The 25,849-nt window shown below is 63.2% G+C and carries 24 protein-coding genes; 8 read left to right on the forward strand and 16 right to left on the reverse strand.

All coding sequences use genetic code 11. The annotated features are described in order from the left end of the window. Positions 1-6: 6 nt before the first annotated feature. From C483_RS11685 to C483_RS11720, 7 genes are all read right to left on the reverse strand, one after another. On the reverse strand, positions 7-1,785 hold the full coding sequence (locus C483_RS11685; RefSeq protein WP_006653566.1) for an acetyl/propionyl/methylcrotonyl-CoA carboxylase subunit alpha: 1,779 nt from the start codon (positions 1,783-1,785) through the stop codon (positions 7-9). A gap of 9 nt (positions 1,786-1,794) precedes the next feature. Further along, positions 1,795-2,961 carry an acyl-CoA dehydrogenase family protein gene (locus C483_RS11690; protein ID WP_006653567.1) on the reverse strand — a complete coding sequence of 389 codons (1,167 nt, stop codon included), beginning with the start codon at positions 2,959-2,961 and terminating at the stop codon, positions 1,795-1,797. A 370-nt stretch (positions 2,962-3,331) separates the two neighbouring features. Further along, a complete protein-coding gene (locus C483_RS11695; RefSeq protein ID WP_006653568.1) occupies positions 3,332-4,846 on the reverse strand; it encodes a UbiD family decarboxylase domain-containing protein in 1,515 nt (504 codons plus the stop codon). Further along, entirely contained in the window at positions 4,843-6,501 is a 1,659-nt protein-coding gene (locus tag C483_RS11700) for a UbiD family decarboxylase (RefSeq protein ID WP_006653569.1), read from the reverse strand. Before C483_RS11700 ends, C483_RS11695 begins: the two co-directional genes overlap by 4 nt. Next, positions 6,498-7,160, reverse strand: coding sequence for a hypothetical protein (locus C483_RS11705; RefSeq protein WP_006653570.1), 663 nt, complete (start codon positions 7,158-7,160; stop codon positions 6,498-6,500). The genes C483_RS11700 and C483_RS11705 overlap by 4 nt, the downstream gene beginning before the upstream one ends. Before the next feature lie 241 nt (positions 7,161-7,401). Then, positions 7,402-7,596, reverse strand: a complete 195-nt coding sequence (locus C483_RS11710; protein ID WP_004267330.1) for a cold-shock protein — start codon at positions 7,594-7,596, stop codon at positions 7,402-7,404. Between the two features lie 502 nt (positions 7,597-8,098). Beyond that, positions 8,099-8,842, reverse strand: a complete 744-nt coding sequence (locus tag C483_RS11720) for a carbonic anhydrase (protein WP_006653572.1) — start codon at positions 8,840-8,842, stop codon at positions 8,099-8,101. 147 nt (positions 8,843-8,989) lie between these two features. On the opposite strand from C483_RS11720, the gene C483_RS11725 reads away from it, so the two are divergent. Then, complete coding sequence (locus tag C483_RS11725; protein ID WP_006653573.1) at positions 8,990-10,006, forward strand: NADP-dependent oxidoreductase; 1,017 nt, start codon at positions 8,990-8,992, stop codon at positions 10,004-10,006. A 102-nt stretch (positions 10,007-10,108) separates the two neighbouring features. Here C483_RS11725 and C483_RS11730 read toward each other — a convergent pair whose 3' ends face one another. The 4 genes from C483_RS11730 to C483_RS11745 all read right to left on the reverse strand — a co-directional run bounded on the left by C483_RS11730 (position 10,109) and on the right by C483_RS11745 (position 14,024). Continuing rightward, on the reverse strand, positions 10,109-10,699 hold the full coding sequence (locus C483_RS11730) for a zinc ribbon domain-containing protein (protein ID WP_006653574.1): 591 nt from the start codon (positions 10,697-10,699) through the stop codon (positions 10,109-10,111). Between the two features lie 83 nt (positions 10,700-10,782). After that, entirely contained in the window at positions 10,783-11,580 is a 798-nt protein-coding gene (locus C483_RS11735) for an ABC transporter permease (protein WP_006653575.1), read from the reverse strand. Next, a complete protein-coding gene (locus C483_RS11740) occupies positions 11,580-12,671 on the reverse strand; it encodes an ABC transporter ATP-binding protein (protein WP_006653576.1) in 1,092 nt (363 codons plus the stop codon). Before C483_RS11740 ends, C483_RS11735 begins: the two co-directional genes overlap by 1 nt. Positions 12,672-12,776: 105 nt before the next feature. Next, complete coding sequence (locus C483_RS11745) at positions 12,777-14,024, reverse strand: site-2 protease family protein (RefSeq protein ID WP_006653577.1); 1,248 nt, start codon at positions 14,022-14,024, stop codon at positions 12,777-12,779. A 262-nt stretch (positions 14,025-14,286) separates the two neighbouring features. Between C483_RS11745 and C483_RS11750 the strand changes: the two genes are divergently transcribed. The 3 genes from C483_RS11750 (at position 14,287) to C483_RS11760 (ending at position 16,867) form a co-directional block, all read left to right on the forward strand. Continuing rightward, positions 14,287-14,817 carry a 50S ribosomal protein L16 gene (locus C483_RS11750; protein WP_006653578.1) on the forward strand — a complete coding sequence of 177 codons (531 nt, stop codon included), beginning with the start codon at positions 14,287-14,289 and terminating at the stop codon, positions 14,815-14,817. A gap of 313 nt (positions 14,818-15,130) precedes the next feature. Beyond that, positions 15,131-15,874 (forward strand): hypothetical protein, encoded by a 744-nt coding sequence (locus C483_RS11755; protein WP_006653579.1) that lies wholly within the window; start codon positions 15,131-15,133, stop codon positions 15,872-15,874. A gap of 117 nt (positions 15,875-15,991) precedes the next feature. Beyond that, positions 15,992-16,867, forward strand: coding sequence for an ATP-grasp domain-containing protein (locus C483_RS11760; RefSeq protein ID WP_006653580.1), 876 nt, complete (start codon positions 15,992-15,994; stop codon positions 16,865-16,867). Positions 16,868-16,960: 93 nt separating this feature from the next. On the opposite strand, the gene C483_RS11765 is transcribed toward C483_RS11760, so the two are convergent. Both C483_RS11765 and C483_RS11770 read right to left on the reverse strand, forming a co-directional pair. Next, the gene (locus tag C483_RS11765) at positions 16,961-17,362 is read right to left on the reverse strand and encodes an Hsp20/alpha crystallin family protein (protein ID WP_006653581.1); all 402 of its coding nucleotides are present in this window, start codon (positions 17,360-17,362) and stop codon (positions 16,961-16,963) included. 174 nt (positions 17,363-17,536) lie between these two features. Then, positions 17,537-18,550 carry a type II glyceraldehyde-3-phosphate dehydrogenase gene (locus C483_RS11770; RefSeq protein WP_006653582.1) on the reverse strand — a complete coding sequence of 338 codons (1,014 nt, stop codon included), beginning with the start codon at positions 18,548-18,550 and terminating at the stop codon, positions 17,537-17,539. 196 nt (positions 18,551-18,746) lie between these two features. Here C483_RS11770 and C483_RS11775 point away from each other — a divergent pair, with 196 nt between their 5' ends. Further along, on the forward strand, positions 18,747-19,706 hold the full coding sequence (locus C483_RS11775) for an aminopeptidase (RefSeq protein ID WP_006653583.1): 960 nt from the start codon (positions 18,747-18,749) through the stop codon (positions 19,704-19,706). A 54-nt stretch (positions 19,707-19,760) separates the two neighbouring features. Here C483_RS11775 and C483_RS20895 read toward each other — a convergent pair whose 3' ends face one another. Continuing rightward, a complete protein-coding gene (locus C483_RS20895) occupies positions 19,761-20,213 on the reverse strand; it encodes a hypothetical protein (protein ID WP_006653584.1) in 453 nt (150 codons plus the stop codon). A 143-nt stretch (positions 20,214-20,356) separates the two neighbouring features. On the opposite strand from C483_RS20895, the gene C483_RS11785 reads away from it, so the two are divergent. The 3 genes from C483_RS11785 to C483_RS11795 all read left to right on the forward strand — a co-directional run bounded on the left by C483_RS11785 (position 20,357) and on the right by C483_RS11795 (position 22,688). Then, entirely contained in the window at positions 20,357-21,010 is a 654-nt protein-coding gene (locus C483_RS11785) for an HVO_0476 family zinc finger protein (RefSeq protein WP_006653585.1), read from the forward strand. A gap of 184 nt (positions 21,011-21,194) precedes the next feature. After that, the gene (locus tag C483_RS11790; RefSeq protein ID WP_006653586.1) at positions 21,195-21,857 is read left to right on the forward strand and encodes a protein-L-isoaspartate(D-aspartate) O-methyltransferase; all 663 of its coding nucleotides are present in this window, start codon (positions 21,195-21,197) and stop codon (positions 21,855-21,857) included. Between the two features lie 84 nt (positions 21,858-21,941). Continuing rightward, entirely contained in the window at positions 21,942-22,688 is a 747-nt protein-coding gene (locus tag C483_RS11795) for a protein-L-isoaspartate O-methyltransferase family protein (RefSeq protein ID WP_006653587.1), read from the forward strand. 249 nt (positions 22,689-22,937) lie between these two features. Here C483_RS11795 and C483_RS11800 read toward each other — a convergent pair whose 3' ends face one another. Both C483_RS11800 and C483_RS11805 read right to left on the reverse strand, forming a co-directional pair. Then, complete coding sequence (locus C483_RS11800) at positions 22,938-25,106, reverse strand: bacterio-opsin activator domain-containing protein (RefSeq protein WP_006653588.1); 2,169 nt, start codon at positions 25,104-25,106, stop codon at positions 22,938-22,940. A 226-nt stretch (positions 25,107-25,332) separates the two neighbouring features. Then, positions 25,333-25,761 carry a group I intron-associated PD-(D/E)XK endonuclease gene (locus C483_RS11805; protein ID WP_006653589.1) on the reverse strand — a complete coding sequence of 143 codons (429 nt, stop codon included), beginning with the start codon at positions 25,759-25,761 and terminating at the stop codon, positions 25,333-25,335. Positions 25,762-25,849 lie beyond the last annotated feature (88 nt).

Raw genomic sequence — 25,849 nt, forward strand, 5'->3', positions numbered from 1 at the left:
TTCATCTCACTCCAGTACGACCAGCGGGTCGCCCATGTCGACCGAGTCGCCCTCGGAAACGGGAACCGAGGCGACGGTTCCAGTTCCTGGCGCGACCACGTCGTTCTCCATCTTCATCGCCTCGAGGACACAGACCACGTCCCCGCTGGCGATTTCGTCGCCGGGTTCGACGTCGATCGAGAGCACGGTGCCCTGCATCTCGGCCGTGATCGCGTCGCCGGCCGCGACCTGTTCGGTAGCGCCAGCTCCGCTCCCTGATCCTGAGGACTCACCAGCGGCTGCGCCGCCGTTGCTGGCCGCCCGCGGCAGGCCGTCTTCGACCAGCACGTCGAATCGCCGACCGTCGACCTCGACGGTGAGTTCGTGCTCGCTCGCGTCGGCATCGCTTGCGCCGCCGGTCGTTGCACCCGACCCCCAGCGCTCGACTGCGTCGGCGAGTTCGTCCTGGCTCACTTCGTGGTCGAGGTAGGCCGTCGTGTGCTCGCCTGCGCGGAAGGTATCATCCGCGAGCATGAGCCGGTGGAACGGCACGATGGTTTCGGGACCCGAAATGTCGAAGTGGGCGAGTGCGCGCTGTGAGCGGTCGAGACAGCGCTCGCGTGTCGGTGCGCGAACGATCAGCTTCGCGATCATCGAGTCGTAGTCGCCCGCGATCTCGTCGCCCTGGGAGACTGCGTCGTCGAGTCGAACACCGAGACCGCTCGGTGGGTTGTACGTCTCCAGTGTGCCTGGCGTCGGTGCGAACTCCTTTGCGGGGTTCTCGGCGTTGATCCGGAACTCGATGGCGTGGCCCTCGATATCGATGTCGTCCTGTGCGTAGGGGAGTTCCTCGCCGGCCGCGATGCGAAGCTGTTCCCGGACGATGTCGATTCCCGTTACCTCCTCGGAGACGGTGTGCTCGACCTGAATCCGGGTGTTGACCTCCATGAAGTAGAACTCGCCGTCCTCGACGAGGAACTCGACGGTACCGGCGTTCGTGTAGCCCGACTCGCGGACGCCGCGGCGGGCCGCCTCGCCGATCGACTCGCGCAGTGAGTCGTCGAGTGCGGGACTCGGCGCTTCCTCGATGACCTTCTGGTGACGGCGCTGGAGCGAGCAGTCGCGCTCGCCCAGGTGGAGCACGGTGTCGTGTTCGTCCGCCAGGATCTGCACCTCGACGTGCTTGGGGGACTCGAGATACTTCTCGACGTAGACCGTGTCGTCGTCGAAGTAGGCCTCGCCCTCACGTTTCGCGCTCTCGAAGGCGTCGTCGGCCTCCTCGGCGCTGCGGACGATTTTCATGCCGCGACCGCCACCGCCGCCGGCAGCTTTGATCGCGACGGGGTAGCCGTACTCCTCGCCGAGTTCGCGGACTTCGGCGGCGGAGTCGACGGGATCGGTCGTGCCGGGGACGACCGGCACGTCGGCCGCTCGCATGACCTGTCGGGCCGTCGTCTTCTCGCCGAGGGCCTCCATCGCCCCGCTCGGCGGGCCGACCCAGGTGATCCCCTCGGCATCCTCGACGCGGGCCGCGAACGCGGCGTTTTCCGCGAGGAAGCCGTAGCCGGGGTGGATTGCGTCGGCACCCGCGCGGTCGGCGACGTCGATGATCGTCTCCTGATCGAGGTAGGACTCGCTTGCGGGTGCGGGGCCGACGTTGTACGCCTCGTCGGCGTACTCGACGTGGCCCGCGTTTCGGTCCGCGTCGCTGTAGATTGCGACGGTGTCGATACCCAGTTCCTCACAGGCTTGCATGACGCGCACGGCGATTTCGCCGCGGTTGGCAACGAGTAGTTTGCTAAACATCGTGATCACTCAGTAGGACTTGGGGAACCCGAGCTGCTGGCTGATGTGGTTGTACGCCATCTGCTGGGAGACCGGCGCGAGCCGGGTCAGGTTGATCTCGCGCCACCAGCGCTCGACATCGTACTCGGTGGCGTACCCCCAGCCGCCGAAGGCCTGCATCGACTGCTTGACGGCCTCGATGCCGGCCGACACGGCGGTCGCCTTCGCGACGTTGGTTTCGTAGGCACAGTCCTCGCCCTGGTCGTAGAGCCAGGCCGCCTTCTCGCGCATGAGCGCGGCGGTCTCCATCTTCGCGTAGGGTTTCGTGATCGGGAACGAGACGCCCTGGTGGGAGCCGATCGGCGCGTCGAACACCTCGCGCTCGTTCGCGTACTCGATGGCCGTGTTCGCGGCGAGTTTCCCGATTCCCGTTCCGGCCGCGGCGAAGCCGATCCGCTCGGGGTTGAGCATGTCGACCAGCACCCACCAGCCGTCTCCCTCGTCGCCGAGCATGTTCTCCTCGGGGACGCGGACGTTCTCCAAGAAGACCTCGCAAGACTTCGAGTAGTTGATGCCGTGTTTGTCGATCGGCGAGACGTCGATGTTCGAATCGTCCATATCGACGATGAACAGGCTGATGCCGTCCGTGCCGCGGTCGACCTCCTCGCGGGGGGTCGTCCGCGTGACGATAATCATGTTTTCGGCACGATCGGAGAATGTGATCCAGGCCTTCTGGCCGTTGAGGACGTACTCGTCGCCGTCCTTGTCGGCTTTCGTGGCGACGTTCAGCGTGTTCGTCCCCGCCTCGGGTTCGGTGATCCCGATCGAGAAGTTGCGCTTCCCGTTCGCGATGTCCGGCAGGTACGTCTCCTTCTGGGACTCGGTGCCGTACTCCCGGATGCCGACCGCGGCCATTCCCGCGGTGAGCACCAGGTACCAGGTGCCGGCCATCCCACAGCCCTCCGCACAGAGGGTCTCCATGGCGAGGCCCATCTCCTGCATTCCCATGCCAGCGCCCTCGTACTCCTCGGGAATCAGCAGGCCGTGAAAGCCCGCCTCGGCAAGTTCGTCCCAGAAGGCCTCGGAGAACTCGCCGGCTTCTTCCTTCTCGCGCCAGTGCTCGGGGCCGTACTCCGCGGCCACGTCGGCCGCCGTCTGTCGGATCAGATCGCGTTCCTGTGTAGATTCGAAGTTCATAGTTTGAATCTCGTCGTGCACCGTTATCCGTGTCCCCACCCGATGGTTGGGTCGTCGACACGTCGTGACTGACCTCGCGCGACCCGCCCAGTTCGCGGGACGTGAACCAGTCGGTTGCCGCGCGATGGCATACACCGAAGCGGTTTCGCCATCCCCAATAACTATTCTGGTAACTTTCGCGCGATTTACCGGAGGAACCAACCGATTCAGCACGACGACACGGTGTCTACCCCGGCGCATTCTTGCGTAAACAGTTTCGTATACACCAGTACCGAGCGTGACCAGTTCAGTCCCTCCTGGTCGGTACTCGAGTACACCTGCGCTCAGAAACAGATTTGCGCCTGTTCGCTACTCGCTGTTTCCCGACCCGTCACTCCGCCGACTCGGACTCGTCGCCGACGGTAGCCATCGACTCCCGCTCGAACCCGAACTCCGTCCACGAGTCCCGAACTGCCTCGCGGAGTTCTGGCGGGTACGACTCGTCGAACGAGACTCTGGGTGCGATGTACTCGTCCGTCCAGCGCGGGTCCCAGGTGGCGTCGACGTAGAGGCGTGCGCCGGTCTCACTGTCACCGCCTTCGTGGTTGTTCTTGCCTCCACCTCCACCGCTGCCTCGGCCGTACGTCGGCATCCGCGCGCTCGGTGCGTCGGGTTCGCTCACCAGCCAGTCCCGCGAGGGGTGGGCCTTGACCCAGCTATCGCCGAGCGCCCGGCCGAGGTTTCGCGGACTGATCTCGGTGTCGACGACGAGCACCTTGTCGAAGCAATCAGAGAGCGAGAACAGCAGGTTCGCAAGCTGCCACTCGAAGCCGGCGTAGAGAATCTCCGAAGCGACGAGACAGAGCCCGAGCCGCCCCTCCGCGGGCAATAGCAGCCAGTCGACCGGCGCGACACCCCAGTAGCTGTTGACCCGATCGAACAGGGTCGCCGATAGCGAGAGGGCCGCAAGCTGCAGGTCGTCCGACAGCGGCACCCCCAGCGGCGTGAACGGCACGACCGGCTCCTCACGAGTGAAGATCGCGTCGGACTCGAGTGTCAGCGTCGCTCCGCCACCCAGTCGCTCCCAGAACTCGCGTTTCTCGGACTGCGTTGCAGGCTGGCGGTCGGCGACGGTGGTCTCGACGACGACTTCCGCGGAACTCGGGACGACGCCGCCGGCGGTGGGAATGACAGGGACCGTCGCGCCGACGCCGCGGTCCTCGATCGGCGTCTCGAGTCGGTCCGTGATCGCGAGCAGATGCGTCGCCGCGAGCGCTTCCGGGGGAACACCGAGTGCGATGGTGACCGCTGCGCCCGTCTCGAGGCGGTCTCGCTCGGCGACGGCCGCCGGCACTCGAGCACGGATGGTGTTGCCGTCGAGGATCGTGCCGTGAATCGGTGCCCAGTAAGAACCCCGATCGCTACCGATCGAGAGCAGTCCGAGGGTAAACCGCGGCCAGGCCTCGTCCGGCGGCGTCGGGAGTCCGAGTTCCCGGAGATCCTGCGCCGTCGCGTCGGCAGCGCGCTCGACGTAGGTCACGTCGCGCTCGTCGCGGCGCTCGCCGAGCGCGAGGAGGGACTCGAGTACGTCGGTGTACGCTGGGTCCTGATCGATCCCGAGGCCGATTCCGAGGCGGGTCCAGGGGTAGCCCTGCCGGTGCCGGGAGTCCGTTGTGCGTTGTCCGCGCGATTGGTCGATGCCGCCGTAGACGCCGCTCGCGAGGGTGACGGTGGTTGCGGTGGGTGCGCCCTCGCGGTCGGTACCGGGTTCCATCTCGATCGCGTGGCCACCCGCTCGAAGTGCCTCCGCCGCGACGACCTGCGGGGAGCAATCGGCAGGCCGGGAGAGCGTGCGACAGTCGTCGGTTCGGTGGAGGAACTCGAGGTGTTTGCGGAAGGCGGTCATCGATTCTGGTGCTGTGGGTGCTGGTGTCGCGTCGCGTCCGTCTCTTGATCGATTGCACTGTGCCGTTCGCCCATTGTGTCGACTTCGTCAGCGACGCCTGCCACGCCGGCCTCGGCGAGCAGATCGCGGGCGCGCTGGCGGTCTTCGGGGTTGCCGATGGTCTGGGTCGGTCGCTCGCCCTCCGAGAGCGCGTCGATGTACGCCTTCGCAGTTTTCGACTTCGAGGTGCCGACGGCGGCACTGCCCTTCTCGTCTGGCGTCTGGTAGATGTTCAGCGGCACTTTTGGCATGCGCTCGACGCCGAACTGGTGGAAGTCCGTGGCCGGATCGGCGTGCAGCGCGAGCGCTTCCACGACCGCGCGCGAGTCGAGCGGGTTGACCTCGCGGTCGACGAAGACGAAGCAGTCGATGTGGAGCATCCCCCAGGTGGTGAAGATGAAGTTCGCGAGTTCGTGTAGCGCGCCCGGATAGGGCCGATCCGTTGCAATCACCCAGACCGTTCGCTCGGTGTAGGGCCAGGGTGCGGCCATCGCAACGTCGTAGCCGGCGGCACGCAGGCCGAGGGTGGCGTCCGGTCCGGCGGCCGCGACCTGGAGCGAACTCGTCGAGTTGCTGGCGTAGCCGACGCCAGAGCCCTCCACGCAGAAGGGAAGGTACGGTCGCTCGCGGTGGGTGATCGCGTCAACTGCGAGTACCGGCATGGAGCGGCGCGGGCCGTTCACGTAGCCGAAGTAGTCGCCGAATGGACCCTCGTCGAGTCGTTTCTCGGGGAGAATCCGCCCCTCGATGACGAGTTCGGCCGACGCCGGCACGCGGAGGTCGTTCGTCTCACAGGGAACGAGTTCGATTGGCGACTCCTGAAGCCCGCCGGCGAACGTCGCCTCGCTCCGCCCGACGGGAATCCACATCTCGCTGGCAGCGGTGACTGCCGGCCCCGCGCCGAGCGTGAGGGCAACCGGCATCGCCTCGCCGCGGCGCTCGTACTCGTAGTAGTAGCGATTCGGGAGTTGTTCACCAGCAAGGAACAACACGCTCGCTCGCGACTCGCCGTGGATCATCGCCCGATGGCGCGACCAGCGCCCCCACTCGCCGTCCGGATCCGGCGCGACGAGCGTCGTCAGCGTCGCGTAGCGCCCGCCGTCCTGCTGGTGGATGTACGGCCAGGGGAACTCGAGTAGGTTCGCGTCTGTGTTTGTGTCCGTATTCGCGTCTGTGTCTGCATTCGTCTTCGCGCTCCCGTTTGCGCTTGCACTCGCGTCTCTGTCTTCAGCTGCGCGAGTCCGAACGACCTCCTTACACGGCGCTGTTCCCGGCTCGATGACGGTCGGTTCACGCTGCTTCTCGAGGCGATCGATAAGCTGGGCGTAGTAGGCGGGTCCCGATCGTCGCGCCGGCTTCGGCAGATCGAACGCCCGCGCGAGGTGGTCGAACTCCCGTCCGCGGGGGCCGCGGTAGGGATCACCGACGAGGCGGGCAGCCGTACCGTTGCCCTCGACGGACTCGAAGACGGGAATCCGCTCGTCAGTCTCGTTCGCGGCCATCGTGACCGCGCTCGCTTCGAGGTCCCAGGAAACCGGCGTCTCGATTTCGGTGAGTGCACCGGCGTTCTCGAGTACGGTGAGAAACTCACGGAACGTCGTTACGGAAGTTGTCATCGGGAGGGACGAGTGCGGTCGCGGTCAGTCGGCGCTGTCGTGGTCGGTGCGGTATCATCGCTGGCCGTATCCGTGCTCCGATTCCCATTCCTCTTCCTGCTCACATCCGCATCCGCATTCGTGCCCGTCTCTGCCTCCGACTCCGCGTTCGGGGCTGTGCTCTCGCCTCCGTCAACCGTCCGTTCGAGCGCCTCACGCAGCGGATCGGAGTCGTACTCGGTTCGGATCTCGTCGTACGCGTCGAGCAACGCCGGCTCCTGCTCGGCCAACTGGCTGAACAACAGCTCACGGATGGCCGCCGATGAGGACTCGTAGCGGCCAGTTTCAACGAGATACCGAAGGAGGACCTTCAGATCGTCCGACCTCGTGTTGAGCACGTTCGAGCGCTCGCGCTGGGAGGACGCGAGGGACTCGAGTAGTGTCTCGTCGACGGCGCGGTCGACGAACTCGACGTACCACTGTTCGGTCGTGGTCTCGTGGGGGCCGCTGACGACCGAGAGGGGGTGTGGGTCCTCGAGGTGTGTTTCGGTTCTGGACAGACGGACGCGCGCCTCGAAGATTTCCTTCGTCTCGGGGTCCCGAAGCTGAAGGGTTGTTACTGTCTCGCCTGTCACATCCTCGGGGACGTGTTCTGCGGCCGTGACGTACTGATTCGCCATTGTAGTGGGTCGTGTTCGGCTGCGTGCCAGTCGATTCGGTCGCCGAAAACCGCCCGACTGGGAAGTCAAACCGAAGCTACAGAGGCGAACGAGATAAAAGGGCACGGTCCAGTCGACCGGTTACGGCGCAGCCGCTCGATTTGGGTTGCCAGTTACTGAACAGCCAGTGAGTGATGACAGCGCTGTCGCTCACAGGTGTAGAATACTGCAGTCAAGAGTCGATACCGTTACGAATTCCGCCTTACAGGCGCTCGACGTTCGTCGCGCGCGGGCCCTTTGGGGCCTGCTCGATTTCGAACTCGAGCTCCTGTCCTTCCTCAAGGTCCGGGCCGCCGATGTCTTCCATGTGGAAGAACACGTCGTCGTCCGCGTCCTCAGTCTCGATGAATCCGTAGCCGCCTGTGTCGTTGAAGAAATCAACGGTTCCTTTCGCCATTGCTTCTAAAGAGAGCAGGGCTGGACCCATAAACCCTGCGACTCATGCGGTAGTGCGGAATACTGGCGAGCTGTGGCCGCTGTGTGCGGTTGGGGGGATAATTGCCGATACGTATCAGTATACTCTTCGTCTCGATGGGCAGATCGTTGCGGTTGGGGGGAGTCCGTCGAATTGGTATCGATCGCTGTCGAACCGATCGGCATCTGATCTGGAATCGAGAACGTACTCGAGCCGATGTGTGTTGGTACCGGAACTATGTGATCTGGTCGTGCTATGTGATACCATGGATGGGGTTCTGAACGAGCACACGAAAACGATCCACAAGCACCGAGGCGAGCATGCGGACCAGACCGACGTGCAGACGATTTGCGGTGCGACTGCACATGTGACTCACGGTCGACTACAGGTCGTCCCGATCGAACGAATAACCGAGGATCAGACCATTACGCGCTGTGGGCGCTGTTTTGCGGATGCTGACGGTGGCGGCTACTGACTGGCCGGCTCACCACAGCAGACTGCGCGTCGCAGACTCGAACTTCGGCGGGACGAGTTCGGCGATCGCTTCCGGTTGGGTTTCGCCGTCGACGTTGACCAGATACGCGCGGCCGTGTTCGTCGCCGTAGACGCCCTGAAAGTCGTAGACGAATCCGTACACGCTGACTTCCTCGGGCACGTCCTCCGCGGCACGGAGGAACTCGACTTGCCGGTCTACGTTGAACTCGACGAGCTGGTTGATGACTGTCTCGTCGTCGGCATCGGCGTCGATCTGGTCGGACTCGAGTCCGGCTTCCACGACGGGGACGAGCTGTTCGACCCACTTGTCGACGCCGCGCGGGCCGGGAAGCTCGCCACCAGTTGCAGCCTCGTAGGCGGCTGTGACGGCCCCGCAGCCGGTGTGACCGACGATGACGGCAGCGCTGGTTCCGGCGTGGTGGATCGGGTACAGCAGACCGCCATCGACGATGCGCTCGCCGTGGTCGACGTCCCAGACCTGATTCCCGATGTTGCTCGGCGTAAAGACGGAGCCGGGGTCGGCGACGTCCCACATTCGCTCTTGGGGGACGCGCGAGTCGGAACAACAGATCGAGACGACATCCGGTTGCTGACCGTCCTGCACGGCTGCGAAGTACTCCTCTGGTAGTGCGTCAGCGTGCGCTGCGTTGCCGGCGAGCAGGTCGGTCAGTACGGCGTGCCCGTCGCTCGCACAGGACGATTCCTGGGACTCCTGTTCGGCGTTGCCTCCCATACGAACTCACGCACCCACTGGCGTCAAAGGCGTTACTCTTTGGGAGTTCGTTGGCACCCGGTTGGATCTAGGTTGACATCCGGGAGCCCGCCGACCGGCAGGTTCCGGGAACCAAATATTGACCTGCCGACACACCGATGTGTGCGTATGGTATCTACGCGCCAGTGGCACCTCGCGAGCCGCCCGACCGGCGAACCGACGATGGAAAACTTCGATCTCGTCACCGTCGACCTCGACGACCCCGGTCCGGGCGAGGTACTCGTCCGGACGCTGTACCAGTCCGTCGACCCATATATGCGCGGCCGGATGCGCGACGCCGAGTCCTACGAGGAACCCTGGGACGTCGGCGAGCCGATGCAAGCCGGCGTCGTTGCCGAAGTTGTCCAGTCGAATCACGACGGCTACGAGTCGGGCGACATCGTCACCGGCGAACTCCTGTGGGCCGAGCACGCCATCGCGGACGGCGACGAACTTCGACCAGTCAATCCCGACCACGGCCCAATTTCGACCGCGCTCGGCACGCTCGGGATGCCCGGCGTGACCGCGTACTTCGGCATGCTCGACGTGGCCGAGCCGACGCCGGGTGACACGGTTGTCGTCTCGGCGGCCGCCGGCGCGGTCGGCTCCGTCGCCGGCCAGCTCGCTCGCCTCGCCGGCGCGCGCGTTGTCGGTACCGCAGGCTCCGACGAGAAGGTCAAGTGGCTCACCGACGAGCTGGGCTTCGACGCGGCGATCAACTACAAGGAAACCGACGACCTCGGACGGGCGATGGCCGAGGCCTGTCCGAACGGTATCGACGCCTACTTCGACAACGTCGGCGGGCCGATCACGGACGCCGTCTGGCCGCTGCTCAACGTCCGTTCGCGGGTCGCGGTCTGTGGACAGATCTCGATCTACAACGCGACGGAGGTCCCGACCGGGCCGCGAAAGCTCGCCAAACTCATCGAGAGTCGCGCCCGCGTGGAAGGATTACTCGTTCGTGACTACGAGGACCGCTGGGGCGAAGCACTCCGCCGGCTCTCGACGTTTATCCAGAACGATGAGATTCGGTACCGCCAGCACACTGTGGAGGGCTTCGAGAATGCGCCCGACGCGTTCCTCGGGCTGTTCGAGGGTGACAACATCGGGAAACAGCTCGTGCAAGTTGGTGAGTACGAAGCGTAACGGGCGAGACGGATAGCGACAAACAGCGGCAGACAGCGACAAACGGTGACAAACTGCGACAGACAACGGTAGAAGCGACACACAGCGAGCGATTTCCACTTCTCAGACAATCTCCGGTGTGAGCGGATATTGCCAGACCTCTCCATCGTTCGCCTTCACCGCCGCGACGACGCAGAACGCGATGTCGAGGATCGGCAGGATGATCAGACCGAGAATACCGACGCCGACGATGACTAGCATCAGCGAGAGCAGCATGTAGATGGTGAACATAATCTGCCAGTTCACCGCCATCCGTGCGTTCGCGTCGACGAACTCGTCCTCCGTGACGACGAGCACGATTAGCGGACCGATAAGCCACGTGAAGATCGCGAGCAGATGCGTCACGGCAGCAAACGACGTGTCGTTTCGCCGCGTTTTGTATCCCGGCGCATCGTAGCCGTCCGACCCATACCCGGCCTGCTCGTAACTTCCGGAGCCGTAGTCGTCCGTTCCATAGTCATCGGCCCCGTAGTCGTCCGACCCATAGTCGTCGGCTCCGTAGTCGTTCGTCCCCCACTCATCCGTTCGACCGCCACTCTCACTTTCACCTCCAGCACGGTCGTCTCGGCCAACTTCCGCACCACACGCCGAACAATAATTCGCGCCGGACTCGAGTACCGACCCGCAGTTCCAGCAGTACTCTTCGCGTTCCATAGTTGACAATACGCTCGCACGAAGCAATAAAGTGGCGTTGATCCTGCGTTCGGTGGCTGTCTGCTCGGGGAGTGCTCGCCAGTTCAGTCAGTGAGTCCGTACCCGATCTTGAACAGGTAGACATCGATCGCGAGGACGGCGACGGTTAGTAGCGTGAGCACGCCGAGGGAGGCAAGCGGCGCGAACTCGGCGTAGGCGGCCGGCGCGACCTCGAACATGTCCGAGTAGCCGAGCAGGCCGTAGCGGACGCTGTCGACCATGTAGACCATCGGGTTCAGCAGCGAGACGGCTTGCCAGAGCGGTTCGAGCATCGTCAGCGAGTAGAAGACGGCACCGAAGAAGACCAGCGGGCGCAGGATGAACTGGTTCATGACGGTGAGATCGTCGAAGTCCCGCGCGACGAGGCCGCCGATGATTCCCAGCCCCGCAAAGAGTGCGGCGATGACGACCATCGTGGCCACGAGGAAGAGGCCGTTCTCGATGCTGATCGGCACGAACAGGCGGCCGATGACGGCGATGATGACGCCGACGATCAGCCCGCGGACGGCACTCGCGGAGACGTAGGCGACGACCATCTCGACGTACGACAGCGGCGAGGTCAGCGTTTCGTGGATGTACTCGTTCCACCGCCCGTGGAAGATCGAGAACGAGGCGTTCTCGAAAGCGTTCGAGATGGTCCCGAGGACGACGAGTCCGGGAATGAGAAAGAGGATGTAGCCAATCCCCTCGACGGGTTCGTCGATGCGGCCGCCCAGGATCATTCCGAAGACGGCGAAGTAGAGCACGTTGGTGATCGCCGGCGGCATGAACGTGTTCTTCGGCCGGCGAACGAATCGCAGGAGTTCGCGCTTGAACAGGGCGCGAAAGCCAACGGAGAGCATTAGGCGACTCCCTCCTGTTCGTGTTCCTGTTCGTGTTCCTGTTCGCGTTCGTGTCCGTGCTCCTGCTTCTGATTCTGATTCTGACTCTGTTCCCCTTCCTGCTCACCAGCATCAGGAGCTTCACTGTCACCCGCACTGGAAGCAGACGACCGCGTCACCGACCGATCCTCCTGTCGCGTTAGATCCACGAAGATCTCCTCGAGTGACGTCCGCGAAATCTCGAGGTCTGCAATCTCGTGGCCCGCCGCCTCCAGGTCGTGCAACACCTGTGGCACAGTCGACCCGCCGTCGTCGACGCGGATCTCGAGTTGGTCGCCGTTCGTCGACACCTCGTGGGCGTACTCGCCGAGGGCGGACTCGATGGTCGCGGCAGCGGGCGGGGTGGACTCGAGTAGAATCTCGATCGTGTCGGTGCCGCGGCGTTTGAGGTCGTCTGGGGTCGCCACGGTGACCTTGTGGCCTTCGTTCATGATGGCGACGCGGTCACAGAGGCGTTCTGCTTCCTCGATGTAGTGGGTCGTCAGGAGGATGGTTGTCCCTTCCTCGTTGAGTTCGGTGACGAGGTCCCAGAGGTCGTGGCGTAGTTGCACGTCCACGCCCGCGGTTGGTTCGTCCAGAATCAACAAATCTGGGTCAGTAACGAGCGCTCGCGCGAGGAGGAGGCGGCGTTTCATCCCGCCGGAGAGCCAGTCGAAGCGCTCGTGTCGCTTGTCGTAGATGCCGACGCGCTTGAGCACCTCGTCGGCTCGCTCGCCGGCTTCATCTTCGGGAATTCCGTGGTAACCGGCCTTGTGCATCAGGACCTCTCGGATGGGGAAGAAACGATCGACGTTGAACTCCTGCGGTGCGAGTCCGATCGCGTTGCGAGCCTGCTGGTAGTCGGCCTCGACGTCGTAGCCGAAGACTCGCGCCTCGCCGCCCGACTTGCGGACGAGACCGACGAGCGTGTTGATGAACGTCGTTTTCCCCGCCCCGTTGGGGCCAAGGAGGCCGAAGAACTCACCCTCTTCGACGGTGAGCGACAGCTCGTTCAACGCGCGCAACTCCCCGTAATCCTTCACGAGATCGACGGTCTCGATGGCCGGTGGCATCGGCGCACTCTCGGCTACCGTCGCGGTTAAGAATGTTGGTCTCGGCGCACGAAACGGGTGCTTCGGCGGCTATGGCGCGATCTGTACGGCCGTCGATTGTCACCCTCAATCTGCGCGCTGGGCCTGTGCCGCGAGGCCGACTGCCCCACTCTTCTGGACGATGTCGAAGGCAGTCATGATGTCCGAGCGTGAGATGAGGCCGACAAGGTCGTCACCCGCCCGTGGTTCACTTCCGGGCGGCACGTCAGCCTCCTGCCCGGGAGCGCCATCATGGCCGTTTCGTTCGACGACCAGCAGCCGACCGATGTCGTTCTCGCGCATCTGTTCGATTGCGGTCATCGCGTCGGACTCCGCGGAGATGGTCTTCAGATCCGTCGTCATAATCTCCTCGACGGTGTAGGCATCGCGTTCGACTGGTTGGATCTCACGGGCGTCCGAGAGCGTCACGAGTCCGACCAGGCGACCGCCGCCGCCACCGTTTGGTTCGACGACCGGGTAGCCCGTGTGGCGCTCGCTGAACATCCGCTGGATCAACTGTGCGACGGAGGCGCCGGGAGCGACCGTGTGAAGATCGCTCGCGGGAGTCATGATGTCCGAGACGGTCACGTCTTGGAACGCCGCTTTCATTGTCACCTGCTGGGCCTCGCTCGAGGCGGCGATGTAGACGAAGAAGGCGATGCCGAGCAGGATGATGTTGAACGGCGGGATGAGCGCGAACAGCCCCATCAGAACGGCGAAAAATTTCCCGATGCTCGCGGCCTGCTGGGTCGCCTTGGCGTACGGCTTCGAGCGAGCGAGGAACGCCCGGAGAACGCGACCGCCGTCCATCGGGAACGCGGGCAGCATGTTGAATCCCGCGAGCGCGATGTTCAGGATTGCGAGGTATGCAAGCACGAACTGCGTGCCGTCCATACTCGCTGGGGTGACGTAGAAGAGGCCGAACGAGGCGATACCGACGAGCACGGAGACGATCGGGCCGGCGATGGCGATCGCGAACTCCTGTCGCCAGTCTTCGGGCATCTCGGAGAACGCGGCGACGCCGCCGAACAGCCAGAGCGTAATCGAGTCGATCGGGAAGCCGTACCGCTGGGCGGTCAGTGAGTGGCCGAGTTCGTGAAAGACGACGCCGACGAACAGGCCGATCGCAGCGGCAAGGCCGAGGATCCAGGGGTTCCAACCAGCCGTGACGGACTCCACGTCGATGTTGGCTCCCATGAACGCATTGAGGAGTTCCGTGACAGCACCGATCTGGAACCCGATAAGATACGCAAATAACGGGAGCACCAGCAAGAACGTAATATCGAGTTTGATCGGGATTCCGAAGAGGGTCCCGATCCGGAAACTCTTCATCATGCGTTATGATACCTGTGGTAGAAACTTAAGTACGCCGCCGCAATACGCGGGTTACCCTACTCAGGTGGCCGCCACGCTCTGAATCGATTCACTGTTGTGTCACGCCGTGTTCTCGAGAGTGAATGTCCAGCAGCCCCACGACCAGTGAAACACACTCACACGCACAGTGCGAGTATCTGTGGTCGGATGGAGCGGTTTCGAGCGCGCGCTTCGAAGGCTTTATCCGGACGGTAGGCCTGCCTTTTCGTAAGTAACCACAACCATGTCAGACAAACCCGCCTCAATGTACCGGGACATTAGCAAGCCAGCATACACGCGACGCGAGTACATCACTGGCATTCCCGGCTCGAAGATTGCACAGCACCAGATGGGCGACCTGCAGGCAGACTCCGAGGACTACCCGGTCCAGATCAGCCTCATCACCGAAGAAGAGGTCCAGATCCGACACGGTAGCCTCGAGGCTTCCCGCCTCTCGGCCAACCGCCACATGCTGAAAAACGCTGGCGAACACCAGTACAAGATGATCCTGCGCAAGTTCCCCCACCACGTCATCCGGGAGAACAAGCAGGCAACCGGCGCAGGTGCAGACCGTGTTTCCGACGGGATGCGCCAGTCCTTCGGGAAGATCGTCGGCACCGCAGCCCGCATCGACGCCGGCGAGCGTATCTTCACGATCTGGTGTGACGTCGACGACGCCGAGTTCGCCAAGGAGGCACTCCGTCGCTCCTACAACAAGATCACGCCGCCGTGTCGCATCGTCGTGGAGAAGGGCGAAGAGCAGCTCATCGCCTAAACTGAGACTGACCTTTTCCCTGCAGTCTATCCCGCTCCTGCAGCGACGCTGCCAGACAGCGTCGCCCCTCGATACTACCTATAGTAGCCACTGAAAGTCAGTGTACACCTGATCGCCAGACTGATCGGCGATCAGTGTGTGAACCGTTTCAGTTGTTACTATAGCCAACGCGCCTACTGCTCTGTAAGGGAACTCTTTCAGCGGTCGGGCAGGCGGTTGCATTCCGAACTGGTGTCCCGATTGTGCTACCACCCATTGGTTCGACAGTCATCGAGACGAAAGGATAACGAGGGCTCGCTGTGGCTGACGACGTATGGACCGTCGACGAGTTCTCGCTGCTGCTGGCGGGTTGCTTCCGCTATCGCTTGCCGGCTGTGTTTCCGTTTCGACCGAGTCAACGGACGAGACGGACGACCTGCCGGACCCAGTTGTCGAAGCCGTTCGCGTTCCAGCAGTCGCACACGTCGACCGTAACGGCATGCCGCCGATCGAGTCAATCGATGCGGATGCCGGTTTCGAGTCAGATCTTGATTCCGGTTCCGATTCCAACACCAATACCAATACCAATACCAATACCAATTCAGACCTCGAACCCGCCGGCACGTTCGAAAACAACGGCGATCCCGGCGAGGCCACGATTTTGCTGTATCTCCTCGAGTCGGACGACGACAGCGACACCGTTCTCACAGCCGCCGCGCCCGCTCTCGGGACCAGTGCCCACTTCGACGCGGGCGAACGGCGCGAAATCGTCTTCGACGATGTCGATGTCGATGTCGATGGCAATCTCGACGAATACGACGCCTACTATCTCGAAGCGCAGATCGGCAGCATCGAGGCAGACGTCCAAAACGACGGTGAGGCCGGTTCCATCGACGTCACGCTCACCACACCGAGTGGCGAACAGGTTCGCGGCCATATCGACGACCAGCAGGTACTCGAGTTAGCTACAGACGAAACCGAGACGGTCTCCTTCGAGGGGGCGTTTTCGCGGGAGTCCTACGACGTACGCGCGGAGGCGACTCATGCGGAGGACGCCGGCGAGTATAGTAGCCACTGAACGTCAGTGCACACCCAATCGACAGCCTTCGTGCGATTGGCGTGTGAACAGTTTCAGTTGGTACTATAGCCTCGATATCGAGCTACCTTTTTGCCTCTTTACTCCCGAGGTCGGTGTATGATTGAGCTCGCGGTCGCCAACGCGAAGCAGACGTTCCGGCGAATGCGCGACCCGCTCGCAGAACGCGACGTTCGAGTCCATCACGTGCCCGCAAGCGAGCGCGTGGTAGATCTAACTGATCCACCGTGGGAGCCCGACGAGTACGACGTCGGCTTCGTCTACCCCGGCCGGCTGATGGAGGGCGGCGTCGCGGACGCCCTGCTCGAGATGCCGTGGCTCAACGACCGTGAGGCGGTGCTGACCTCGCGAAATAAAGCCGAGGTCATCGCACGGCTTGATCGCGCTGGCCTCCCAGTTCCAAAGTCGGTCTACGTCTCGAACGACGTCGACGAGGGCGAACTGGCCGATGTCTTCGCGCAGTTCGAGCCACCCGTCGTCGTCAAGCCGAACTCGACCACGCGCGGCGTCGGCGTCGCGAAGGCACACGATCTGGATTCATTTCTGGGGATCTGTGACTACCTCTCGCTGGTCCACGACTACCGGGCGACCGGCGACCGCTCGTTTCTCGTCCAGGAGTATCTCCCCGAGGCGACCGACTATCGCGTGATGGTACTCGAGTCCGCGTACGCTGGTGCGGTCGAGCGCCGGCTGCCGGATGATGCGGTTCGGGAGGGACAGTGGAAGCACAACGTCCATCGGGGTGCCGAGGCGACGGGGGTCGAGTTGCCGCCGGCGTGGCGCGAGGTTGCCGAGGCTGCGGCGCGGGAACTCGAGATTCCCTTCGTTGGCGTCGATCTGCTCGTGACGGACGAGCGGGTGGTAATCAACGAGACGAACGCGCGTCCGACGATCGACGCGGAGACGAAGTACGAACCGGAGTTTTACGACAGACTGGCGGCTACGATTCGTGAGACTGCGGGGCAAGGGCTGTGAACCGTGAACCGGTGGCGTGCGGTGACGCTGTAGATAACGCAGAACAAGCGCGATCGGAGACCGACCCGGACGACTACTAGACCGCGAGTAGACTTACTCGAGACTGATTCCCGAGGACTGTTCGGCCGGATCGAAGACGACCTCGAGCACGCCGTTGTTGTAGGTTGCAGAGGCCGTGTGTTCGTTGACCCGCTGTGGGAGCGTGATGCGCTCGTCGTACTGGCGGTGGTCGCTGCCCGCAGAGATGGTCAGCGTCTCGCCGTCACATTCGAGGTCGATGTTTTCCTTTTCGACGCCGGGGAGATCCGCAACGACGCGCAGTTCATCGTCAGTTTCGTGAATATCGACGTGCGTATCCATGCCAAAGCCGGTGTCGACGTTTCGAGAGGAGTTGAAGTTGACATTCGTGTCGGCACCGTCCATCATCTCGTTCATCATCCGTTCAATCTCGCGAAAGAGGTCATCGAAGGGCTCGTCGCGGTCGTCTCTTCGCATAGACACCAGTAGTGGCCCACGGGGGAAAAACTTTCTGTCGGAACTAGTTGTTTCGGTGACTCGAGCGGCGTCTCGAACGCCGAACCGGCTGTTTCGGTCCGAAACGGTTCGGCGCTTTTACTGTCGCCTTGTGTGTCGTTGTCGTGTGCGTCGGGGAGACGCGTGACCGACGACTCAGAGCCCGATGCCGAGCGTCTCGTCGGTCGTCTCGATGCTCTCCTCGGCGTCGGCCTCGCCGAGCACCGCACGAATTGCGTCGACGTTCTCCGGCACCACGTCACTCTCCTGGTGAATGCCCTGGAAGAGGTAGAGGTCACGACCCACGGTCGAGATAGAGTCCTCCCAGATGGCGTTCTCCCAGACGTCACCGCGCGGGCGGCCTGCATCGAGGGCATACTCCTTCAGCTTCCCGCTGCCGTCGATAGCCATATGCTCGGGGATCAGGAACAGTCGCGATTCGTCTGCGAACAGCTCACGAACGTCGGCTGCATCGACCTCCGCCTCGAGTGTGACGTTGAGGCTGTGCATGTGCATCAGCGTTGCCGGGACCTTCATCCCGAGCGTGTCGATGTCGAGGTCGTCGAAGATGGTCTCGACGTCGGGGCCGTGGTGGGACGGGATCGTCACCGGGTTCGGAAGGATGTCGTTGATCGGGCCGCGAGAAGTCTGACCGGGGTCGCCGCCGCGGCGGACGAGCGTGGCGCGGACCTTCTCGACGCCGTATTCCTCGCGAAGCGGCGCGATGACGCGGGAGAGGCCGGTTGTGTTACAGGAGACGACGCGGACGTGATCGGCGTCGGCGGCGTCCTCGAAGTTCGAGCGCGCGTTGAAGCTCATGTCGACCAGGTCGGCGTCCTCGCCACCCTGGTAGAGCGCGGGCGTCTCGTACTCCTCGTACAGCGACTTGTTCTCAGCGCCGATGCCGGAGGGCGTGGCGTCGACGACGATATCCGCGTCGGCGACGAGTTCGTCGACGGAGCCGGCGATGTCGAGGCCGGCTTCCTCGAACAGGTGCTCGCGTTCCTCGATGGCGGCGTAGAGGGCGAACCCCTTCTCGATGGCCGTTTCGGCTTCGAAGTTCGGCCGCGTCTTCGCGACGCCGAGGACTTCCATATCGGGCTGGGCCCGGACGGCGTCTGCGACGCGTTTGCCGATGGTACCGTAGCCGTTGATCGCGACCTGGATCATTGTGTGTATCCGGCAGTCCACTACCGAGGCGGATAACCGTTTCGAGGCTTCTCGCGGGATTTTTACTCGACTCAGAGTTTCTCAGTACGATTTCCGGTTCACTCTGCAACCCGTGTCCCGAACGCAGTGTCACATCCTACAGCGGCGAGACTCACAGAAGGGAAGACATATTCACTCTCCGCACACACCCTGACGTATGTCTACCCCCACCACGCTTCGGGACCCAGCCGAAACCGCGGTCGAACAGTGTCTGGCACTCGAGTCCGACGAGTCCTGTGCGATCGTCACCGACGACAAGCGCGAACCGATTGGCGAGGCGCTCTACGAGGTGGCGAGCGAGATTACGGACGATGCGGTGATCGTGCGCTATCCGCCGGGATCGACCCACGGGAGCGAGCCACCAGCGCCGGTGTCGGCGGCGATGGCCGACGCGGACGTGGTACTCGCGCCGACGACCAAGAGCCTGAGCCACACCCGCGCCCGAACTGAGGCTAACGAGGCCGGCGCGCGCGTCGCCACGTTACCCGGAATCACCGAGGAGGTTTTCACGACCGGTCTCGACGCGGATTACGAACTGATCGCGGACCACTGCGCTGACGTTCGCGAGCAGGTCGACGACGCAGACGAGATCCGCGTAACCGCGCCGGCGGGGACCGACATCACGTTCGATGTCAGCGGCCGCGACTTCCTCTCGGATACCGGCATCGTTCACGAACCCGGTGTCATGTCGAACCTCCCCGCGGGTGAGGTGTTCGTCAGCCCCGAGAGTGCCAGCGGGACCTTCGTCGTCGACGGGACGATGATGCCCCACGGACTCCTCGATGACGAGCAGACGCTCGCCTTCGAGGTCGAGGACGGTCTCGTTACGGACATTTCGGACGACGACATCCGCGAGACGGTCGAGAGTGCGGCCGAAGAGGTTGGCGACGCAGCGCGCAACCTCGCGGAACTCGGTATCGGAACTAACGTCGCCGTGACGGAGCTCGTCGGCTCGGTCCTGCTGGACGAGAAGGCCGGCGGAACGGTTCACATCGCGATCGGTGATGACGCCGGGATCGGCGGCGACGTGGAGGCACCCATCCACCTCGACGGTATCGTCCGTGAGCCGACGGTGTATGCGGACGGCGCGGAAGTGGAACTTCCGCAGAGCGAGTAACGGAACGGCAGTCGCTATTCTCTCCCTGCTGAGGACTGCCACATTAGCAGCGTCTCAGAGCTCTTTGCGCGTTTCCTCCTCACCGTACGCCCCGTTTTCGACCGCGACGACGGTTCCCGGCGCTGCCCCCTCAAACTCGACGATGATTCGGTACGACGTCGCGTTGAACACGTCTTCACAGGTATCGCTCCCGTCGTGTTCCCGACCGATACGGACCGTTAGTTCGTCGGCGTCTGCATCGTACTCCGGGTCTGCGATTCGGCTGCTGTAACAACTGTTTCCGATCGGAAAGACACCACTTACCTGAATCTCTCGGCTGTCGGCGTCGTACTCGACGACTGGCGGATCTTCACTGCTTCCGGATCTGTCTCCCGACTCCGTCCGCGTCTCGATGATTTCGGTTTCGCCGGCCGGCTCCGTGCCGACCGCAGGGGAGTCGACACAGCCGGCCAGTGCCGCCAGCGTCAGTCCGGACGCCGACAGCAAGTTTCGTCGCGAGCGTTGCATACGTTCGCCCACAGTGACAGGATACAAGTGTTTTCTGTCGTCTTCTCGTTGCCGCTGGCAGGCAATTCCAGTACCGAGCAGTCGAATCGCTCCGTCAGAACAGGTCCAATCGCCTTTTAGGCACGTAGCGTCTACGCCGTGCTATGAACGATATTCCGGATCGGATTCCGACGCCGTGTCCGTCGTGCTCGCCGGACCTCGAAACCGTTCACGAGGTCCTTACCGAGGGCGGCGGCTCCCTCACCGTGCGCTGCAGCGAGTGCAGCCACGTCCACAAGGTACAGCCAGAACGAGAGCGCGAGGTAACGCTCGACGTCGTCGTCTCCCAGAACGACGAATCGTTCACCGCCAACGTGACGACACCCGAAGACGCGACCATCGAGGTCGGCGACGAGTTCCTCTTAGAAACGGAGGAGGTCCTCTCGACCGTTCGCGTGACCAGCCTCGAACTCGACGGCCAGCGCCGCGTCGAGAGCGCCCCGGCCGACGAAATCAAGACCGTCTGGACGCGCGAGGTCGACAACGTCTCCGTCGATATCACGATCCACCCACAGGACGGGTCCCGAGATGACAGTCGGAGTATCACGGTTCACGTCCCCGGCGACTACGAGTTCGAGGTCGGCGCGGTCGACGACTTCGGTGACGACGAGTTCGAAATCGACGCCTTCGTCGTCCGCAAGGCAGTCACGGGCTACGACCGCGACCGGTACGATATGGAGGGTGATACGGTGCCAGCGAAGGACGTCAAACGCATCTACGCCTACGACGAGACGTCGAGCGCGTGGTCGGCCTGGTAACGGTCGCGAGCGCATCCTTTTCTCTGTCTCTCCCGCCGACTCTCGCATCACTCTCCCCCCCACACTCACTCTCCACCCCCACACTCACGCTCTCCCCCACTCTCCTACTCTCCCCCACTCTGACCCTGAGCGAGCACGCACGTGCGCCCCCACACTCTTTCCTTCCGAACGCCAATTGGTACCTATGTTCGATCGCTTCGGTCACGACACCGACGATCCGGACGACGACTTTACGGCCGCTCGCGAGCGGATGGTCCAAACCGTCTCCCACCGCGTCGCCGACGAGCGCGCCCTCGATGCACTCGAGTCCGTTCCGCGCCACGAGTTCGTGCCCATCGGCCGGCGCGGTAACGCCTACGCGGATCGGCCGCTTCCGATCGGTGACGGCCAGACGATCAGCGCACCGCACATGGTCGTGATCATGGCCGACCGACTCGCCCTCGAGCCGGGCGACGAGGTACTCGAGATTGGGACGGGCTGTGGCTATCACGCGGCCGTGACGGCCGAGATTGTCGGGCCGGAGCACGTGTACACCGTCGAATACAGCCCAGCGCTTGCTGAGTCGGCCCGCGAGACGCTCGCAGCACTCGGCTACGGTGAGGTTGCGGTCCGGACGGGTGACGGCCGAGACGGCTGGGCCGAGCACGCGCCCTACGACGCGGCCTACTTCACCTGTGCGACGCCGTCGATTCCGGAGCCAGTGCGTGAGCAACTACGAGTCGGTGGGACGCTCCTTGCCCCCGTCGGGACGAGCCACCAGACGCTCGTCGAGGCAACGAAGCGGGCTGACGGCTCGCTTGCCCGGTCCGAGCACGGCGGGGTTCGATTCGTCCAACTGCGCGGGTAAGCGTTTGGTAACACGAGCAGAGCACGTGGCGACTCCGTCTGGCGCAAGCGCGCCATTCATATCCACCGACCAGATAGCTCGACTATGGACCCCGCGGTACTGCGAGAGGACATGGTCGACGGACTCGAGTCCCCGGCCAAGGACGTCCTCCAGAACGAGACCGTCGCCGTCGCGATGCGTGACGTGCCTCGCCACGAGTTTATCGACGACGAGCGGACGGCGTATGCCGACCGCGACCACGAGGTGCTCGGGACGCGTATGCTCTCGCCGAGCACCGTCGCCCGATTCATGGACGCCCTCGCACCGACAGCGGGTGATGCCGTACTCGTCGTCGGTGCCGGCGTCGGCTACACCGCCGCACTCGCAGCAGAGATCGCCGGCGAGACGAACGTCCACGCGATCGACATCGCTCGCCCCCTCGTCATCGAAGCGCGCCAGAACCTCGCCGGTGCGGGATACGACGGCGTGCTCGTCGACCGCCGCGATGGGGCCGACGGACTACCAGAGTACGCCCCGTTCGATCGTATCCTGCTGGAGGCCGCCGTCGTGTCGCCGCCACGGGCGTTGGTCGATCAGTTGGCTCCGGACGGCAGACTGGTCTACCCGGAGGGAACACAGCGCCAGCGCGTGGTCGCCGTCACAGGCGACGGCGACCGGACCGAACACGACGCCGTCTCACTGGAGCCGCTGCTAGTCGAGGGCGAGCAGCCCGGCACCATCGAACGAAATCGGACGGCGCGCGAAGACCGTGAGTACGCCCAGCGCCGAGCCGAGTCCAGACGCGGCTGGGAACAGGACTGGATCGAGTGGGAACGGTCGGTCGACTCCTGAGCAGTTTCGAACCGATCGCGTGCGAGCGTGCCGCTCAGGGTAACTGACTACGAGAGCACTGACTCCGAAGTGAAACAGGTGACCAGTACCAACCGCTCTACCTGTGGCTCTCGAGTATTGGTTTCGGAAAGTGGGGGTGGGGATTAGGGGGTGGCGACAGTCTCTCGCAGATCGCCATCTATGCGTATGGACGGGAGGGGATTAAGTATACTTTCTAATTGATTAGATACTATCTGGAGAAGGTACTAATCAATTAGAATGCCCATCGAGGGCCAGTGTGACCAGCTTCCGTTCGGCTGCCCGAAGGTGGTAGTGATACGTCGGCGACGACACGTCGAGTGCCGCTGCGAGGTCCTCCCCCGTGCTATCTCGGGGCCACTCGAAGAACCCGCTGTAGAAGGCTGCCTGCAGCGCTTCGTGCTGCTTGTCGGTCAATTCCTCCTCGAGATAGGTGTCGAGCTGGCGGGCCGACCTGGTGCTCGTCGTCTCGCGGCGCGCCTCGAGTTCGGTCTCCGGATAGCGCTCGGTGATCGCCTCGATCAGCGTGCGGGCCTCGACTCGCTTTGGCACGTCGAGCACGAGCGTCGAGACGCCCGCCTCCGCGGTGACGCTGCGTATCGTCACATCGTAGGTCCGCAACACGTCGAGCAGCGGCGTCGTCGAACCGGTCATCTCGAACAGCGTCTCGTCCTCGCCGTCCGAGACGATCGAACAGGTCTCGAGCGCCGCCCACTCCTCGGCGACCGGCCGAATATCGGCTGACGACGGCGTACTGACGAAACAGACGAACTCGTCATCGCTCCGGTCGATAACACCCGCCACCGTCAGCGACGCTTCGATCCGCGTCGTCAACCTGTTGAACAACAGCCGTGAGTCACGGCACTCGAGTTCCAACTCGAGTCGGCTGTCGGTGAGCATCGCTCGCGTGCGCTCGATGGAGTGAATTGCGTGACCGATGGTCTCTCCGAGTTCGGCGAGCACCTCGCGTTCGGCGTCGCCGATGTCCTCGCCGCCGCCGATATGGACGAGTAAGACCCCAAACTCTCGGTCACCGTCGGTGACGGGCACTGCGAGAACACGCTGGAAACCGTAGGTGAGTGCCTCGGCACGGCGCTGATCCCAGGCATCCGTCTCGAGTACGTCACGGATGACACAGGGCTGTTCCGCTGTGAGCGTCTGGCGGACGAGTTTCGATTCGGGGGTCTGGGATCCGCCGTCACGGATCCGATCCATGTACGTCGCGTCGACGCCTTCCCAGGTGGTTGGCTCGGGCGGATCGTCGGTGTTCGCGATCCAGGCGAACCGGTACCGATCCGTGTCGGCGAGCCGGTCGCAGACCGTCGTTTCGACCTCGGTTCGGGTCGAGGCCTGCGCGACGCCGTGGTTGATCTCGCGGACGATCTCGTTGATGTGATTGAGTCGCGTCAGTTCCTCGTTTTGCTCGGTCAGCGTTCGGTCGTGCTCGCGTAGTAACTGTTCGCGTTCGGCCCGATCGAGTGCCGCTTCCGTGTTTGCCGCCAGAATCTGGACGACCTCCGTCGTCGTCTCGGCGAACCCATCCGAATCCGTTGTCCCCGCGACGAGCGCCCCGTGTGACCCGAGGGGAACCACCACCTCACTGCGGGTAACCAGCTCCGTGCGGAGAATCCCACTCACGCTCGCGTGTGCCTGCTCGTCGTACTCGCGGACGACGCCCTCGGAGAACGCCTCCCAGATTAGATCATCCGACCGCGGGGTGTCGACAGCCGGATCGACTACCGCCCGTGACTCGCCCGTCGACGGCGATGATGACGTTGACGTTGACGATGACGATGATTCCGAGGCAACGTGTTCGAGAACCCGCTGCGTCGGCTCGAAAGCATACGCCGCAGCGGCTGTCACATCCCGCATCTCCGCCGCAGTTTCGACCGCCGACTCGTAGATCTCGTCTTTCGTCTCCGCGCGCATCAACTCCCGCGTCGTCTCGTGTAGCGTCGTCACCGTCCGCTCGTACCGGCGCTCGCTCTCGCGTAACTCCGTCTCCGCACGGTACTGGGCCACCGCGTTCGTGATCTGATTCGCGAGCAGCGTATACTGTTCCTTGCCCGACTGCTTCTGCAAATACTGGGTCACTCCCGCATCGATCGCTTCACTCGCAACTGCCTCCGATCCACGACCCGTAAACAGAATAAACGGCAACTCCGGATTCACCGCCCGCACGCGCTCGAGCAACTCGAGTCCCGTCAGCTCTGCCATCTCGTAGTCGCTCACGATACAGTCGACTGCGTGCTCGTTCCCCTCGAGGTACTCGAGTGCCTCCGGTGCGCTGGTGGTGGGTGTTGCAGCGATTGCATCGTGTTCGCGTTCGAGCATCTCGCTAGCAAGCCCGGCGAACCCGGGTTCGTTGTCGACGACGAGAACGGAAATCTGCTGTGACATGGTCGAACTCGAGCTATCGGTCGCCGGCTGTCACACACGATTGGTGACGGAATACGTTCCATCACCGGTGACCTGTAACTGCATCTATAAGGTTTCAGCGTGTACTAAAATGTAGCCTTCTTCGCTGGTTCCGCTGGTCTGTCCTTGCTGTGTCCGAGGATTCTCGCTGCAATCGTCGCCGAAGCACAACGCAACAGTGCTCATTGACCGCGATCCGTTCTCCACCTCACGGAAGTGCAGTCTCGAACCGAAACGCCGATGCCATCCTGACGCGAGGGTGATCGATTTCGGGCTCCTCGAGTCGGAGATACGTACTCTTTGACCCAACCTGCTCGGCTGGGAGCCAGTAGAGCGTGTCTGTGTCGATGCAGCGAACGGCGAACGCGTCGACCGCGTTGCCGTAGTCGACGACGGTCACGTCTCCGTTTCTCGTCGTCTTGCTCGCCGTCTTAAATCGGAGGACAGCACCGTTGTCCTCCTGCCAGCCGGTTTTGCACTGCACTCGGAACAGGTCAGTGCCGGTATCGAGAATCAGGTCATACTTGTCGTTGTCTCCGAACGGCCGCGAGACGGTGTAGCCCTTCTCGAGTAGCCGGCACATGATCTTGCACTCGGTTTCGTCACCGGTTTGTTTCGTGTTCGCACTCGTAGACATCTCTGTTCGCCGGTGTTGGTTGCGTCTTCGTATATGAACTCTCGGCTACGCGGTGGATCGGTTTCGGGACGGATCCAGACTTTGCTTT

Source organism: Natrialba hulunbeirensis JCM 10989, assembly GCF_000337575.1.
GTDB lineage: Archaea > Halobacteriota > Halobacteria > Halobacteriales > Natrialbaceae > Natrialba > Natrialba hulunbeirensis.

Bases quoted from the DNA above. Each gene is read 5' to 3' on its own strand.
- C483_RS11685 (WP_006653566.1), bottom strand. From the start codon at position 1,785: ATGTTTAGCAAACTACTCGTTGCCAACCGCGGCGAAATCGCCGTGCGC.
- C483_RS11690 (WP_006653567.1), bottom strand. From the start codon at position 2,961: ATGAACTTCGAATCTACACAGGAACGCGATCTGATCCGACAGACGGCG.
- C483_RS11695 (WP_006653568.1), bottom strand. From the start codon at position 4,846: ATGACCGCCTTCCGCAAACACCTCGAGTTCCTCCACCGAACCGACGAC.
- C483_RS11700 (WP_006653569.1), bottom strand. From the start codon at position 6,501: ATGACAACTTCCGTAACGACGTTCCGTGAGTTTCTCACCGTACTCGAG.
- C483_RS11705 (WP_006653570.1), bottom strand. From the start codon at position 7,160: ATGGCGAATCAGTACGTCACGGCCGCAGAACACGTCCCCGAGGATGTG.
- C483_RS11710 (WP_004267330.1), bottom strand. From the start codon at position 7,596: ATGGCGAAAGGAACCGTTGATTTCTTCAACGACACAGGCGGCTACGGA.
- C483_RS11720 (WP_006653572.1), bottom strand. From the start codon at position 8,842: ATGGGAGGCAACGCCGAACAGGAGTCCCAGGAATCGTCCTGTGCGAGC.
- C483_RS11725 (WP_006653573.1), top strand. From the start codon at position 8,990: ATGGTATCTACGCGCCAGTGGCACCTCGCGAGCCGCCCGACCGGCGAA.
- C483_RS11730 (WP_006653574.1), bottom strand. From the start codon at position 10,699: ATGGAACGCGAAGAGTACTGCTGGAACTGCGGGTCGGTACTCGAGTCC.
- C483_RS11735 (WP_006653575.1), bottom strand. From the start codon at position 11,580: ATGCTCTCCGTTGGCTTTCGCGCCCTGTTCAAGCGCGAACTCCTGCGA.
- C483_RS11740 (WP_006653576.1), bottom strand. From the start codon at position 12,671: ATGCCACCGGCCATCGAGACCGTCGATCTCGTGAAGGATTACGGGGAG.
- C483_RS11745 (WP_006653577.1), bottom strand. From the start codon at position 14,024: ATGATGAAGAGTTTCCGGATCGGGACCCTCTTCGGAATCCCGATCAAA.
- C483_RS11750 (WP_006653578.1), top strand. From the start codon at position 14,287: ATGTCAGACAAACCCGCCTCAATGTACCGGGACATTAGCAAGCCAGCA.
- C483_RS11755 (WP_006653579.1), top strand. From the start codon at position 15,131: ATGGACCGTCGACGAGTTCTCGCTGCTGCTGGCGGGTTGCTTCCGCTA.
- C483_RS11760 (WP_006653580.1), top strand. From the start codon at position 15,992: ATGATTGAGCTCGCGGTCGCCAACGCGAAGCAGACGTTCCGGCGAATG.
- C483_RS11765 (WP_006653581.1), bottom strand. From the start codon at position 17,362: ATGCGAAGAGACGACCGCGACGAGCCCTTCGATGACCTCTTTCGCGAG.
- C483_RS11770 (WP_006653582.1), bottom strand. From the start codon at position 18,550: ATGATCCAGGTCGCGATCAACGGCTACGGTACCATCGGCAAACGCGTC.
- C483_RS11775 (WP_006653583.1), top strand. From the start codon at position 18,747: ATGTCTACCCCCACCACGCTTCGGGACCCAGCCGAAACCGCGGTCGAA.
- C483_RS20895 (WP_006653584.1), bottom strand. From the start codon at position 20,213: ATGCAACGCTCGCGACGAAACTTGCTGTCGGCGTCCGGACTGACGCTG.
- C483_RS11785 (WP_006653585.1), top strand. From the start codon at position 20,357: ATGAACGATATTCCGGATCGGATTCCGACGCCGTGTCCGTCGTGCTCG.
- C483_RS11790 (WP_006653586.1), top strand. From the start codon at position 21,195: ATGTTCGATCGCTTCGGTCACGACACCGACGATCCGGACGACGACTTT.
- C483_RS11795 (WP_006653587.1), top strand. From the start codon at position 21,942: ATGGACCCCGCGGTACTGCGAGAGGACATGGTCGACGGACTCGAGTCC.
- C483_RS11800 (WP_006653588.1), bottom strand. From the start codon at position 25,106: ATGTCACAGCAGATTTCCGTTCTCGTCGTCGACAACGAACCCGGGTTC.
- C483_RS11805 (WP_006653589.1), bottom strand. From the start codon at position 25,761: ATGTCTACGAGTGCGAACACGAAACAAACCGGTGACGAAACCGAGTGC.